Origin of the sequence: Bacillus cihuensis (genome assembly GCF_000504145.1) — a bacterium.
GTDB lineage: Bacteria > Bacillota > Bacilli > Bacillales > DSM-1321 > Peribacillus > Peribacillus huizhouensis.
Window position 1 is genome coordinate 87,701 of record NZ_KI632499.1, and the last position, 14,751, is coordinate 102,451.

Sequence of the window (14,751 nt, forward strand, 5' to 3'; positions counted from 1 at the left end):
CTTTGTTAGGTATAGCTAAGCTTCTTGCCGCTGTTTCTTCACTTCTTCAAGCTCGGAAATTGTCACTAATTGATAGTCTTGAGCTTTAAGCTGTTTAATGATTTCGATGGCAGCTTCGGCACTCGTAGCATAAATATCATGCATAAGGACAATCTTGCCGTCTGCAACTTTGCTCATCACTGACTGGACAATCTGGTCTTTATCTCGTGATTTCCAATCTTCTGTATCGACATTCCACAAAGTAACGCTCAATCCCCCCCCTAAGTACTGCCGAACGTTATCGTTAATCGCGCCATAAGGTGGACGAAGATGAATAGGTTCATGACCGCTTACTTTTTTAATGATCGCTTGAGTGTCTAAAATTTGGTGTTGTACCTGCTCTTCGGTCAAGCGAGACAGCTGGGGATGGTCCCAAGAGTGATTGCCAACCTCATTGCCTTCCTCAAGCATTCTTTGAATGATTTCTGGATAATATTGAACACGACTTCCAAGTACAAAGAACGTGGCGTGACTGTCAGATTCTTTCAATGCATCCAGGATTAAAGTTGTTGGTCCTTTACTTGGACCGTCATCAAAGGTAAGAGCAATGACTTTTTTTGTTGGATCAATCCCACTTGAATTTGGAATTTCCGTCACGATATGGCTTGGAGGCGTTTCTTTAATTTTGTTTTTATTCGCTTCGGTGTTTTTATATTGATCTAGCAATATTGAATCGAATATTTCTTTTTTTATTGCGATTGATTGTGGTTCAGAATAGCCAGTTGGCTTTAGAAATGGCTGGAAGTATAAGACGATCGTATTTTCGAGCAAAGAAAATTCGCTGAAATTTTCAATCGATGGTTTCGTTTTTTCTTTTAACTGTTCTAATTCTGTAAGATTTTTATTCTGCTTCAATTCAGTAAAAGCAATCATTGATAAGCTGTTCAAATAATCACTATTTTCATAGAAAATATCTTGTAGTGAAATCTGCTTTTTTGAAGGAAGATCGAAGGTAAATGTTTGAATGGATGGTTCTCCCCATTTACCACCTGTAAATATATACTTGTTAAATAGAATGGTTACCGTTTGCTCACTATAATGTGTAATATCATATGTAATTGTTAATTCTGTTGAGATGTTTTTCGAGATAGCATTCTGTGCAAGCGTTTGCTGATAGTTGGCAATCTCTTTTTTTACATATGTTTTTAACGATTGATCAATTTTTTTTATATGTAATGATGGATAACTTACGGAATATCCGCCATGGGTTTGGTCTTTAATCAATGTTTGTATCTCTACCGTAGGGTATTTTCTGTCTGAATTAATTTCTGGTTCTTTTTTAATTGTGGCCTGAGCTTTTTCAGAAATGACATATCTTATGGATAAAACTAGTACGAATATACATACTAATAATGTAAAAACACGTTTAAATTTAATTCTTTTTAATTGGTCTATTTTTATTTTCATAATACGAGTCCCCTTATACTATTAGTCTATCAGATAGACGTTTAGAGGAAAAGATTTGTTTCAAAAAACTGCAAATTTCTTACTTTTTTAATATGTAAATTTAGCCAATCTTTTTTTGTTGGTGGTACAAACTTTCTTAGATTTTCACACGTCTATCCAATGTAACACTAAATGGTACGTACCAACTTCAAGAAAAAGGAGCTCTTTCATGTAATGGTTCAGGATATCCGTCAATTACTTATTACAACAATAACTGAAAAAAAGGAAAACTACTACCGGCTTGCTTATAGTTATGTAAAAAATAAAGATGATGCCCTTGATATTATTCAAGAGTCCATTAAAAAGGCATTAATCTCGGTCGACAAGATTAATGATTCTCAGTCGATTAACAGCTGGTTTTATAAGATTATTGTTCATACTGCATTGGATTTTTTGCGTAAACATAAGAAAGTGACACTTGCAGATGTGGATACTTTAGAGTTTTTCAGTCAAGGCCATGAGGATGACTATCAAAATATAGACTTACAAAAGGCGATTGACGATTTACCAGTTAAATATAAATCGATCATCATCCTTCGTTATTTTGAAGATCTTAAGCTAGAAGAAATTGCAATAATTTTAGGAGAAAACATTAATACCATTAAAACGAGATTGTATAAAGCACTAGAATTACTACGTATTAAAATGGATTAATTGATCCTAGGAGGCCATAGAAAATGGATAAAAAGTTGGAAAAATTAAAAGATCATTATATGGACATACCTATTCCAAAGGAGTTGGATGATGTTGTAAACCGAGCGCTTCAAACTTCCACTAAAAAAAGGAAGGTAGCGTATAAATGGTCAATAGGTACAGTGGCTGCCGCTATTTTGTTAATCGCAACGGTCAATTCGAGTCCTTCGGCTGCTAATGCGATGTCTAATATTCCGATTATAGGCAAGGTCATTGATGTAATCACATTTCAGGAGTGGAAAGAAGAGAAGGATAACCAAGCAAGTATGGATATTAAAGTTCCTGCGATTTCTGGTTTGGACAATTCAGGTCTGGAAGCTTCATTGAATGAAAAATATATTGCAGAAAGTAAGCAATTGTATCAAGAGTTTACAAAGACGTTGGCAGAACTGAAAGAAGGAGAAAATGCAAATATGGCTGTCACTAGTGGGTATGAAGTGCTGACTGACAATGATTCCATATTCTCAATTCGCCGCTATAACGTCATTACCCAGGCATCTTCTTCTACGGAAATGCAGTTCGATACGGTAGATAAAAAAAATCAAGTCTTACTCACCTTAAAAAGTTTATTTAAAAATGAAAGCTATATAGATGTATTAAGTGAAAATATCAAAGCTCAGATAGCTGAGCAGATGAAAAGTGATCCGAATAAAATCTATTGGGTTAGTGAAGACGATCCGGTAAGATTTGAAAAAATTGATAGAAATCAAAAATTCTACATTAATGAACAGAACAAGCTCGTTATCGCCTTTGATCAATATGAGGTAGCACCAGGCTATATGGGACCAGTAGAATTTATCATTCCGACAGATGAAATTTCGGATATTCTTGTCGGAAAAGAGTATATTAAGTAATAATTTCAGTGGAAGGATAGAAGATTCTATTCTTCCATTTCCCCTCTTTGTATTCCTTTCAATTTATTACTCTCCATATTATTAGACGGCTTTAAAAGCTAGTAATCTTATTAAAATGAAAAAAATTTGATTTTATAGATAATCCTTTTTTTGTTATGTAACCCTTTTAAAGTATAGTAGAATAAACGTACGATATCATTAAGTTGATATAGGGTAATTTATCCCGCATTAACAGGCAGTAAGACCGCCCACCTCAAGGCTAAGAGGACTCGAAGAAACGAAGGTGGGGGTGAAGAAAACCCCAACTGATTGATGTTTCGCTCTGCTCAAGAAATCCATAATAAAGGTTGGAAAAAACTTTCTTATGAAAAAGACAAAGATAAAATTGATTTTTGGATTGGCCCTATTTTTAGTCATATTCTTCACGGGTGTGAATATACTTGCATCTTATCTTACTATTAAAAAGACAATAGAAGAATCGATTGCTGTCCACAATGTTGAGACAGCAAAGAGCATCGCAGCTTCCATGGATATAGAGCTGTACAAGAAGTTTCTTGAAAATCCGGTAAAAGGAAAAGAGTATCATGCTATCAATGAATACTTTAATGATGCGAAAGAAAAAATCGGTGCTTTACATCTCTATTCACTAGCCGTCGATAATCCTAGAGTTTCGAGAGTAATGGTACCAGGGATGTTAAAGTCAGACAATATAGAAATAGGCTTAGAATGTACTGTACCAGAAAAGCAGGTATCACTAGCATATGAGGGGGAAACGTATTATACGGGCGTTATTAATGATCCGGTATATGGACAATATCTTTCCGTCGGGGTGCCAATTATTGATAACCAAAATGAGATAATCGGCTTTCTAGGCATTGATATAAGTACACAAGTGCTCAATAATATCGGTGATGATGTAATAAAAAACAATTCATATATGCTGATTTTTAATGGCCTATTCGTAGTTGTCTTGCTCTTATCCTTTTTAATCATCGAAAAGTGGTATCAAAAAGAGTTGAAAAAAGAAGTGGGAGAGACAGAAGTAACGTATCAATCGGAGTTCCGTTCTTTAATCTCTTCTGTGCAGTCTTTACGTCATGATTTTTCAAACCATATTCAAGTCATCCACGGTTTGTTGAAACTGGGCAATCATGAACAAGCTTTAGAGTATTTAACGTATCTCTTTAAAGAAGTACATGCGATTGAGAATATTAAATTGAATGTCAATAACCCTGGACTATCTGTATTAATTGAAACAAAAAGAATTACTGCGAATAACCATTCCATTGAAATTGCGTTTGATATTTGCGATGATTCGTTTTCAAAAATTAAATCAACTGATTTGATAAAAATTATGTCTAATTTAATCGATAATGCGATTGAAGCTACAATAGAATTGCCAGAGTCTGATCGGAGAATTAAAGTAGCCTGTAAAGTAAGTAACAGTCAATATTTTTTTGAAGTAACGAATACCGGACATGATGTGGATGAAAAGGTGATCGACAATATTTTTGAAAGAGGCTTTTCAACTAAAAAAGAAAAGGCGGGCAAGATAAGAGGACAGGGGTTATTTATCGTAAAGGAAATTGTTAAAAGATATGATGGACAGATTAAGTTTCATGTACTGGATCGTGAAATAGTTGTTACATGTTATATACCTAAGTCATAATCGTGAAAAAGGGTGTCTCATAAGGGTTTGACCTCGCGCTCTAAATCAATATAATATGTCTTGTTTCATACACATACCTTATACGGTATGTATTTGTTGCGGAGCCAGACCCTTTGTTTGAGGACACCTTTCTTTTTATAGAATTATCGTTTTCGAGGCGTGTAGTTAAGCTCGGAGAATAATTGCTCTTTTTCAGTCTTAGTAAGATCACGCCACTGGCCAACTGCAAGTTCGCCTAGCTTAATATTCATGATTCGAATCCGCTGCAAACTTACTACTTGATAATCGAGTACAGAACACATACGACGAATTTGTCGATTTAAACCTTGTGTTAGAATAATTTTGAAACGGTTTTTACCAAGTTGAGTGACCTTACATGGAAGTGTCTTAGTATCTAAGATTTCTACGCCTGAAGCCATATTCCTTAAGAATGAGTCTGTAATTGGTTTGTCTACTTGTACAATATATTCTTTCTCATGTTTATTTTCAGAGCGTAGAATTTCATTTACGATATCGCCATCATTCGTGAGTAAGATTAATCCTTCGGAATCTTTATCAAGTCGACCTATATGAAAAATGCGCAATGGGTGGTTTACGAAGTCTACAATATTTCCTTTGATATGTTTTTCAGTAGTGCTTGTAATACCAACTGGCTTATTGAGGACAAGGTATATTCCTTGTTGTTCGATAATAACCGGTTTTCCATCCACTCGCACATCGTCTCCTGGCTGAGCCTGGCTGCCTAACTCAGCGGTGACGCCATTAATTGTTACTTTGCCTTCAGCAATCCACTTATCGGCACCTCGTCTTGATGTAATCCCAGACTCGCTAATATACTTGTTAATTCGCAAAAGTACGCACACCTTTATATTTAGATTTGTGATTCTAAGATAACGCAAATGCATGTCTTTGCACAAGGTAGTACGTAATAATCTTCAATTTCCTTCCCATTTCCGATCTATACATATAGGATGAAAGATCTTAGTTTATCCCGTATTAATGGGGCAGTAACCCACTGATTGAAAATTCACTTTTTAGTATGAAAAAATCACCATAAAAATTATTATAAAGGTTGAGGATGTGGGCATAATGGTCTGACCTCGCACTCTAATTCAGTATATCGTGTTTCATCTCTTTATCTTATACTGTATTTAGCCGTTGCGGAGTCTGTCCCTTCTTTGGGGACACCCTCTATCTTGATAATAATCATAATGTTTTGTTAACACTTCAAAAAGTTCGTGTAACTGCAATTCAACTGTGATACGATACTATTTGTTTAATAAAGTATAGAGAGTAAGAAGGTGAATTTTTGGTAAAACAATCATCGAAGATACAGAAAGATCTTAATCTATTCTCGCTTACATGGCCTATTTTTTTAGAGATATTTCTATTCATGTTAATGGGGATTGTCGATACGTTTATGTTGAGTGCAATTTCTGATGATGCAGTTTCTGGTGTAGGTGCTGCCAATCAATATCTCCATATCGCTATCCTTATTTTAGAAGTGATTGGTAATGGTGCTGCCATCGTTATTGCTCAGTATATCGGTTCAAGAAAAATTTTGGAAGCTGCTAAAATATCTGCAATTGCAGTTGTCCTTAATTTAATAGTTGGTATCTTGATAAGTATTGTTTTTGTTTTTTATAGTGAGAGATTGATGCAAGGTTTGAACTTATCGGGGGATATCCTCTTTTATGCTCATAGTTATTTGAAGATTGTTGGAGGAGCTATTTTCCTACAAGCAATTATTAATTCATTAGCTGCCATAATTCGGGTTCATGGTTTTACGAAGGAAGCAATGTTTGTTTCCCTTGGAATGAACGTGATTCATATAATAGGAAATTATGCACTCATTTTCGGGAAGTTTGGGTTTCCTGAGTTAGGTGTTCAAGGTGCGGCTATTTCTTCAGTCATTAGCCGATTCCTTGCGTTGCTTGTATTCTTTTGGCTTCTGTATCAAGTGATGGAAGTTCGCGTGAAACTTAAGTATTATTTCTCTTTATCGTGGGAGTACATTCGTAAAATACTACAAATCGGTTTGCCATCTGCCTTTGAGCAGATCATGTATCAAACGTGTCAAATCGTGTTCTTATATTATGCAACGTATCTTGGTGCTAGTTCTCTAGCTGCAAGACAATATGCTACAAATATCTCTATGTTCATATACTTGTTTGCTATGGCTATTGGAATGGGAACGTCAATTATAGTCGGTCGTTATGTCGGTGGAAATCGGAAAGATGACGCGTACTTCCGGGTGTGGAAAAGCGTGAAGTGGGCATTAGTCGTTACTTTATCTATGGTTATGCTTGTTATTCTACTTCGAAAACCATTGATGGGCCTATTCTCTGATGATCCTGAAATTATTCGAATGGGTGCAAGTGTCTTGCTTTTAAGTATCCTGCTTGAAACGGGTCGTACGATAAACATTGTTCTAATTAATTCATTACGTGCATCAGGGGATGCTAAATATCCCGTCTTGATAGGCGCATTTTCAATGGTTGGAATGAGTCTTCCGCTAGGATATTTCTTTGTCTTCCACCTCGGTCTTGGTTTACCAGGAATTTGGCTTGCCATTGCTGCTGACGAGTGGACACGAGCATGCATTATGTTTTTCAGATGGAAGAGCCGGAAATGGGAGAAGCATGCGCTCGTAAAGCAAGATGACATAAAGATAGAACCAGTTGTTTCTCCATAAAAATGAAGCAATGAGGGCGTCTCATAAGGGTCTGACCTCGCACTCTAAATCAGGATGTCGTGTTCTTACACGTATCTTATACTGAATTTAGTCGTTGCGGAGTCAGACTCTTTGCTTTTTGGCCCATTTTTAGAGCAGCAACGATCTTATAAACGTACTACTACTAAAGTTAGTTATTTAAAAATCACCATATGCAAATTTCAATATTTTGATTATAATTAAAATATAGAATATTTAAAAAATTGGAAAGGGGCAATATTAGGGTAATAAAAGTGCAAATGTCAACGATGGACAGATTACACTTTGTTTTTTCTAGCAATTCTGTGCAAACGTTTGCTACCAAAACACAACGGTCTAAAATCAAGAAACTGTAAACCAAGAAAAAGCGGAATCTTTGGGTAGGCTGATGGATAAGATGAACTTGAATTTGGAAAGGTATTGAATTTCGTCAACGTAACGATTGACTTAGGGAATTCAATGAATGCATTATTACGAAATGAAAGGTAGAAGGACCGGAGGAAATTTGGATTACACGAGGGGTTGAACTGGTGTATTATAACTCATCACAAATAGACCGTACGCCAAAAATCGTCAGTGCAATAATAGATAAAATGAATGAAATTACGTTAGAAACTAATTTTCCATTTTCATTAAGTGATGGGAAATTTGCTGGAATCACTTTTGAAGGAGTACAAATTAAGGAAATTCAAGCCCATAATCAAAGTGAAACAACGACAAACAAAATAAAAATAATAACAGAAGAAAATCTTGATTTGAAAAAAACGTATAAAGTATCGAAGCAACACTTCGGAACTTCGACTGTAGAGATGGGTACAGTGATTCGTTCAGAAGAATTTGATCGCCTCTTTTATTACGATGGGAATGATTTAGGGAGTGTGTACGCCAAAAACATGACTGCTTTTCGGCTTTGGGCACCTACTGCAAGCGAGGCTAAGCTTGTTATATATAACAAATGGGACGACCAAACGGGAAAAGAAATAACCATGAAACAGGCGGAAAAGGGAACATGGAAATTTGAAATGCAAGGAAACCAGGATGGGTTGGTTTATACGTATAAAGTGAGGATTGGTGACAAGTGGTCAGAAGCAGTCGATCCGTATGCACGTGCCGTTACCGTAAATGGTGAAAAAGGCGTGGTTGTGGATTTAACAAGTACAAATCCAAAGAATTGGTCAACTAAGAAACCAGCTTTGAAAAAAGCAGAGGATGCTATTTTTTATGAGCTTCATATTCGTGATTTATCGATCCAAGAAGAAAGCGGGATTAAGCAAAAAGGGAAATATTTGGGAGTTGCCGAACTGGGCACAAAGGGTCCAAAAGGTGTGAAAACGGGTCTTAGTCATATTAAAGACTTGGGCGTTACTCATGTTCAATTTATTCCTATGTACGATTATGAAACTGTTGATGAAACAAAGCTGGATGTGCCGCAATATAATTGGGGCTATGACCCGAAGAATTATAATGCACCAGAGGGTTCTTATTCAACAAATCCATATAATCCAAAGGTGCGAATCACTGAAGTGAAACAAATGATTCAAGCGCTTCATAAGCAGAATCTTCGTGTTGTTATGGATGTTGTGTATAACCATGTGTATTCTGTTAGTGAATCGAATTTCCACCGATTAGTGCCAGGATATTACTTCCGTTATAACGAAGACGGAACATTAGCAAATGGATCTGGTGTTGGCAATGATACAGCCTCTGAACGTAAAATGATGCGCAAATTCATTGTCGATTCAGTTACTTACTGGGCAAAGGAATATCATCTTGACGGCTTTCGTTTTGACTTAATGGGCATACACGATGTTGAAACGATGAATGAAGTGCGTTTGGCTTTGGATAAAATTGACCCAAGCATCATTGTAATTGGTGAGGGCTGGGACTTAAACACTCCACTAGCTGCCGAGAAGAAAGCAAACCAAAAGAATGCAGCTGCGATGCCTCGAATCGCTCATTTTAATGATCAGATTCGCGATGGCTTAAAGGGAAGTGTTTTTGAAGAACGTGATGCAGGTTTTGTAAATGGGAAATCTGGGCTTGAAGAAACGATTAAAAAAGGTATTGTTGCCAAAAGTATGGACAGTTATCTTGATCCGGGTCAAGTTGTAACGTATGTAGAATCCCATGACAACCACACTCTTTGGGATAAGCTTGCGTTAACGAATCTTGATGCTACAGAAGAGGAACGGAAACAAATGCATAAGCTAGCATCATCGATTATTCTCACTTCGCAAGGAATTCCGTTTATTCATGCTGGTCAGGAATTTATGCGTACAAAAGGCGGAGATCATAATAGCTATAAGTCGCCAGACACAATCAATCAACTTGATTGGGAGCGGAGAGCGGAATACCATCAAGAAGTTGAATATATGAAAGGTCTTATTCATTTAAGGGGAAAATATCCTGCATTTCGCCTTGGAACAGCGGAGGAAATTCATCAACATTTGACTTTCTTGGAAGCACCGAAAAATGTAATTGCTTATACTTTAACAAGTCCGGAAAAAAAGTCAAAAACCGTACTAACTGTCGTTCATAACGCAAACATGCAGGCCATCAATCTAAGATTGCCAAATTACGGGAAATTCTCTCTGCTTGTAAATGGACAAAAAGCTGGAACAAAAACAATTGCAAAAATCCAATCCAATGAAATTACAGTTCCAGCATTAACTACTTTTGTGCTGGAAACAAAGTGAATGTAGAATATAGTAGGGGATGTCCCAAAAGGGACATCCCCTACTTATATTATTAGGAAGCTTCCGTTTTTGACCGTTCTACTAATACGGTTTGTGGAATTTTCCATAGTTGAGTCCATTTGTTAATGGAAGCAATAATGATTACAAGACCTAGAATTAGCATAATGATAGAAAGGATTCCATTTAACACACTGTATCCAGCGTTTTCTGTGTTTAAGTATACATTTGTAATCATCCAGTACCCTGCGACGTTAACTGTTACATACAAGTAAGCCAGTGGAACCAGACATGTTAACATATACCAACGCTTGTCAGCGATCTTAAGAACTACAGTTGCACCGACAATAAGCCCGATAGCAGCCATTAATTGGTTCGATACTCCGAATAACGCCCAGATGGAACTAATGTCACCGGAGAAAAGGAGATATCCCCAGATAAAGCATGCTAGCGCACTTGCAAAAATATTAGCAGGAAGTGAATCTGTCCGTTTTAACGGTTTAATGAAGTCTCCAAGGAAATCTTGAATCAAATAACGTGAAACTCGAGTTCCTGAGTCGATAGCCGTTAAAATAAAGACAGCCTCGAATAGAATAACAAACTGATAAAAGTAGGATGCCATTTTCTCGAAAATTGGAATTTCCGTAAAGATGTATGTCATCCCGACAGCGAGTGTAACGGCTCCACCTGTTCTTCCTTCGAGATCCATCCCAACTTCTTCACTCAGTTTATCAAGGTTAACCGTTTCCATTCCTAGTGTTGCATATTTCTCTGGTGTTGAGTTGATTGCGAAATAATCTCCTGGTTGCAGGGAAACTGCAGCAATTAAAGCCATAATCGCAACTAAGCATTCAACAAGCATGGCCCCAAAAGCAACACCTTTAATATCACTCCAACGATTGATCATTTTCGGTGTTGTACCAGAACCAACGAATGCATGGAAGCCTGAGATTGCTCCACAAGCAATCGTAATGGAGATGAATGGCCAAACAGGTCCTGCGATAATTGGCCCACCGCCATTAATAAATTCCGTAAATGCTGGGAATTGAACAGCGGGATTTACATAGAATACGCCAAGGATTAATGCTGCGAATACACCAATCTTCATAAATGTACTTAAATAATCGCGTGGTGCTAGCAATAACCAGACTGGTAAAGCGGCTGCAAAGAATGCATAGATTGGTAGAATAAGAGCAAGTGTGCTTTTTTCAAATGTTAACAAATCGCCAAATGCCGTGCCTTGAATATTTGGCCCAAAGACGATAGCAGCCATAATGAGGCCAAAACCTACAATCGTCGCCACCTTTAAGTTACCTGTTTTTTTATGATACAAGCCAACCCCCATTGCAATCGGAATCGTTATTCCGACAGCGAATGTACCCCATGGGTTTCTTTCTAATGCGCTCAAAACTACTAATGAAAGTCCTGCCATAGTAATGGTAATGATGAATAACATTGCTAAGCCAGTACAGAAACCCGCAACAGGCCCAAGCTCTTCTTTTGCTACTTCTGATAATGATTTTCCATCTCTTCGCATCGAAGCAAAGAGAACAACCATATCGTGGACAGCTCCACCGACTACTGCCCCAATTAGAAGCCAAAGCAATCCTGGTAAATAACCGAATTGAGCTGCTAATATTGGTCCAACTAACGGTCCCGCTGCAGCAATCGCTGCAAAATGGTGTCCAAACGTAACCCATTTATTAGTAGGTACATAATCTTGCCCATCTTTTAATTTATGAGCAGGTGTCGGCTTTGAATCATCAAGCTTCAAAACCTTGGCCGCCATGAATGTACCATATAAACGGTATACAATTAAGAGTATGCAGATAGAACCAATAACAATTGTAATCGCATTCATTTTTCTGTTCCCCCATTCCTTAATGCTCTAGTCCCATCATACTAAATAAAAACAAAAATAAGAGCCTTTCAATTTGAAATACAAAAATAGAAAGTTGAGTTGCAGAAATGGAAAGGTGAGCTACAAAATATTCAGAAACCAAGAAGATGCTTCAATTCCTTTACATAGGTACGGCTCACAGGAACTTTCGAACTGTCTTTCATAATTAAATTATAGGTAGAATTAAACCATGGCTCAATTTCGATAATATGGTCTATATTCACGATGAAACTGCGATGAACTCGGATAAATTTGCCCCCAATTAGCTTTTTTTCGAGAACGACCAATGCCTCGTTGACTTTGTATGTTTGTTCCGTCGTTTGGATAATGGATTTTCCTTCAGATGACTCTATGAAAACAATGTCATCACATGTTAATAAAACAAATCTTTCATCAACTAGGACAGCAATTTTCCCATTATGATCTTTTTTCAATATAAGGTGAGAGTTGTTTTCCTTTTCACCTATTCTTTGCATATGCTGGATTTTCTCCAATGTTTTTTGAATCCGATTTTCATCGAATGGTTTTAATAAATAGTCTAATGCGTTCAATTCAAAGGCTTGTAGTGCATATTCGTCATAGGCTGTTGCAAAGACAATGGCTGGTAATGGATCTAGGGTGAGAATATGCCTGGCTAGCTGTAAGCCGTTATCTTCAGCAAGTTCAATATCTAAGAATACTAGATCTGGTTTTAACTTAGGAATATCTACAATTGCATCTTCGAGACAATCACTTTCACCTAAGATTTCGACTTGTTTGCTTCGAATAAGTAGATATTTCAATTCATCTCTTGCTAATGGTTCATCATCAACTATATAGGCTTTCAACATTTTGATCAAAAACTCCTTTACTATCAAGAGGGATGGAAATCGTAATGGTTGTCCCAACATTTACTTCACTGTTTATAGCTAAACTAGCTTGACCATTATAGATGCCATTTAGCCGCTGACTTATATTAAAAATGGCAGTGCCTGTCCCTTTTTTTGACTGCATAATCTGTTTACCGAGTAATTTAATCTTTTCTGCTGGAATTCCATTTCCGTTATCTGCGACAACAATTCGCATCGTATTATTTTTAGTGAAAATTTGAATGGTGATGTTACCTTCATCCTTGCTTTTCTTAAAGCCATAATGAATGGAGTTCTCAACGATAGGCTGCAATGTAAATGGCGGGATAAGTATTTTTTCTAGTCCAGGTTCTAGTTGAAGTTCAATGTTGTACTTGTCTGGGAACCTAGTTTGCTCTAATGACAAGTATGCTTTAACATTTTCTAATTCCTTGTCTAAGGGAATGAGCATCTGTCTCGCCCCATGTAAATTGCCCCGAAAAAATGAACTTAGATCAAGAAGTAATTTTCGAGCCTTACTTACATCTGTTCGGCATAATATGGAAATTGTATTCAGACTGTTAAATAAAAAATGCGGATGAATTTGTGCTTGTAAAGCTTTAATCTCTGCATCTTTCAACAGTTTCATTTGTCTCTCTGCCTCAGCAAGTTCTAATTGTGTTGAGAATAAGTTAGCTAAACCTTCTGCTAACTGCTGTTGCACCTTGTCTAACTTATCTGGTTGGGTGAAGTACATTTTTAAAGTACCTACGGTTTTATTTTGCACCTTTAAAGGTAAGACGATGGCGGCTTGTAACGAACAATGATTATGAAAGCAGAAGATTTCTTCTCTTGATCTTGCAACAGAAATGGTGCCGCTTCCAAGGACTCGTTTGGTTAAACCTGTAGCAAGTTGCGACTTAGGTATATGATGGTCTGAACCTTCCCCAACATGGGCAAGGACTTGATGTTCATCTGTTATCGCAACAGCATCGGCATCTGTCAATTTCAGCATAATTTTTGATATTTCCTTGCAGGATCGAATGTTTAAACCTTGTCGAAAGAATGGCAAAGTTTGATCGGCAATATGAAAGGCCTGGTTAGTTTGGTTTGCACGTGCACGTTCTTCATCACGCATCATCGATTGAATAATGAACATAAACAGCAATGTACCGAATCCATTGACGACAATCATGGGAAAGCCAATAATTTGAACAAGACTTAATGCATGCTCAAACGGCTTAGCGCTTAGTAAAATAATCAACATTTGTCCAGTTTCTACTGTCATTCCAATTAAGACGGCAAAAGTAGATGTTATTTTTTTCCCATTTTGCTTTCGCTTTCTGCCAAAATATCCAGCAGCAATTCCAGCCAAGATCGTAGAGAGTGCACAAGAAAATGCTGTGAATCCTCCAAGTGTATACCGGTGGATACCTGCAATTAGACCTGCTCCAATACCAACGGTAGGACCACCGAGCAACCCACCAATGACGACACCCATCACCCTAGTATTGGCCAGGGCACTTTCTGGGTCTATTTCTGAAAGCCATTCAGCTTTCGCGATGGTGTTATGATGAATTTCAATGCCTGTGTAGTTGCTGATGACTCCGAATGCCCCGAATAGCAAAATGAGCATGACTTTCTCATTTGTTTTATGCTCATTTTGTACAATTTGGCGAAACGATTTCATTTGTGCGAATAGAAAAGCAACAATAACAATAATTCCGACTTTTTCAAGCATTAATGGTGCTAAATTGAACATTGTCATCCTTCCTTTATTATTATTCAAACACGAGTATGATTATGGAAATAAATTCACCTTTTCCACCTCATTATAAGGGATTTTTTACACACACTAAAGATGATAATTAATAATAAGCATATCAATTAACTTCTTAAACGAGGCTGTTATCTAAT

Annotated in this window: 9 protein-coding genes and 1 pseudogene; 5 read left to right on the plus strand and 5 right to left on the minus strand. The window is 37.0% G+C overall.

The window, feature by feature from the left end:
- Positions 1–15: 15 nt before the first annotated feature.
- The gene (locus V179_RS0124710) at positions 16–1,446 is read right to left on the minus strand and encodes a polysaccharide deacetylase family protein (protein WP_034302560.1); all 1,431 of its coding nucleotides are present in this window, start codon (positions 1,444–1,446) and stop codon (positions 16–18) included.
- A gap of 213 nt (positions 1,447–1,659) precedes the next feature.
- On the opposite strand from V179_RS0124710, the gene V179_RS0124715 reads away from it, so the two are divergent.
- The 3 genes from V179_RS0124715 (at position 1,660) to V179_RS0124725 (ending at position 4,701) form a co-directional block, all read left to right on the plus strand.
- Positions 1,660–2,139, plus strand: a complete 480-nt coding sequence (locus tag V179_RS0124715; RefSeq protein WP_028393844.1) for a sigma-70 family RNA polymerase sigma factor — start codon at positions 1,660–1,662, stop codon at positions 2,137–2,139.
- 23 nt (positions 2,140–2,162) lie between these two features.
- The gene (locus tag V179_RS0124720) at positions 2,163–3,032 is read left to right on the plus strand and encodes a DUF3298 and DUF4163 domain-containing protein (protein WP_028393845.1); all 870 of its coding nucleotides are present in this window, start codon (positions 2,163–2,165) and stop codon (positions 3,030–3,032) included.
- Between the two features lie 364 nt (positions 3,033–3,396).
- A complete protein-coding gene (locus V179_RS0124725) occupies positions 3,397–4,701 on the plus strand; it encodes a sensor histidine kinase (protein ID WP_028393846.1) in 1,305 nt (434 codons plus the stop codon).
- Between the two features lie 143 nt (positions 4,702–4,844).
- On the opposite strand, the gene V179_RS0124730 is transcribed toward V179_RS0124725, so the two are convergent.
- Positions 4,845–5,552, minus strand: a complete 708-nt coding sequence (locus tag V179_RS0124730; protein WP_028393847.1) for a pseudouridine synthase — start codon at positions 5,550–5,552, stop codon at positions 4,845–4,847.
- 458 nt (positions 5,553–6,010) lie between these two features.
- Between V179_RS0124730 and V179_RS0124735 the strand changes: the two genes are divergently transcribed.
- The gene (locus V179_RS0124735) at positions 6,011–7,396 is read left to right on the plus strand and encodes an MATE family efflux transporter (protein ID WP_028393848.1); all 1,386 of its coding nucleotides are present in this window, start codon (positions 6,011–6,013) and stop codon (positions 7,394–7,396) included.
- Between the two features lie 506 nt (positions 7,397–7,902).
- Positions 7,903–10,110, plus strand: a pseudogene (gene pulA / locus V179_RS28690) (type I pullulanase); the annotation flags it as partial.
- A 52-nt stretch (positions 10,111–10,162) separates the two neighbouring features.
- Here pulA and V179_RS0124745 read toward each other — a convergent pair.
- The 3 genes from V179_RS0124745 to V179_RS0124755 all read right to left on the minus strand — a co-directional run bounded on the left by V179_RS0124745 (position 10,163) and on the right by V179_RS0124755 (position 14,596).
- Positions 10,163–11,968 (minus strand): carbon starvation CstA family protein, encoded by a 1,806-nt coding sequence (locus tag V179_RS0124745; RefSeq protein WP_028393849.1) that lies wholly within the window; start codon positions 11,966–11,968, stop codon positions 10,163–10,165.
- Positions 11,969–12,099: 131 nt separating this feature from the next.
- Complete coding sequence (locus tag V179_RS0124750) at positions 12,100–12,837, minus strand: LytR/AlgR family response regulator transcription factor (RefSeq protein WP_028393850.1); 738 nt, start codon at positions 12,835–12,837, stop codon at positions 12,100–12,102.
- A complete protein-coding gene (locus V179_RS0124755) occupies positions 12,815–14,596 on the minus strand; it encodes a sensor histidine kinase (protein WP_028393851.1) in 1,782 nt (593 codons plus the stop codon). The genes V179_RS0124750 and V179_RS0124755 overlap by 23 nt, the downstream gene beginning before the upstream one ends.
- Positions 14,597–14,751: the final 155 nt, after the last annotated feature.

Bases quoted from the DNA above. Each gene is read 5' to 3' on its own strand.
- V179_RS0124710 (WP_034302560.1), bottom strand. From the start codon at position 1,446: ATGAAAATAAAAATAGACCAATTAAAAAGAATTAAATTTAAACGTGTT.
- V179_RS0124725 (WP_028393846.1), top strand. From the start codon at position 3,397: ATGAAAAAGACAAAGATAAAATTGATTTTTGGATTGGCCCTATTTTTA.
- V179_RS0124755 (WP_028393851.1), bottom strand. From the start codon at position 14,596: ATGTTCAATTTAGCACCATTAATGCTTGAAAAAGTCGGAATTATTGTT.
- V179_RS0124720 (WP_028393845.1), top strand. From the start codon at position 2,163: ATGGATAAAAAGTTGGAAAAATTAAAAGATCATTATATGGACATACCT.
- V179_RS0124715 (WP_028393844.1), top strand. From the start codon at position 1,660: ATGGTTCAGGATATCCGTCAATTACTTATTACAACAATAACTGAAAAA.
- V179_RS0124745 (WP_028393849.1), bottom strand. From the start codon at position 11,968: ATGAATGCGATTACAATTGTTATTGGTTCTATCTGCATACTCTTAATT.
- V179_RS0124750 (WP_028393850.1), bottom strand. From the start codon at position 12,837: ATGTTGAAAGCCTATATAGTTGATGATGAACCATTAGCAAGAGATGAA.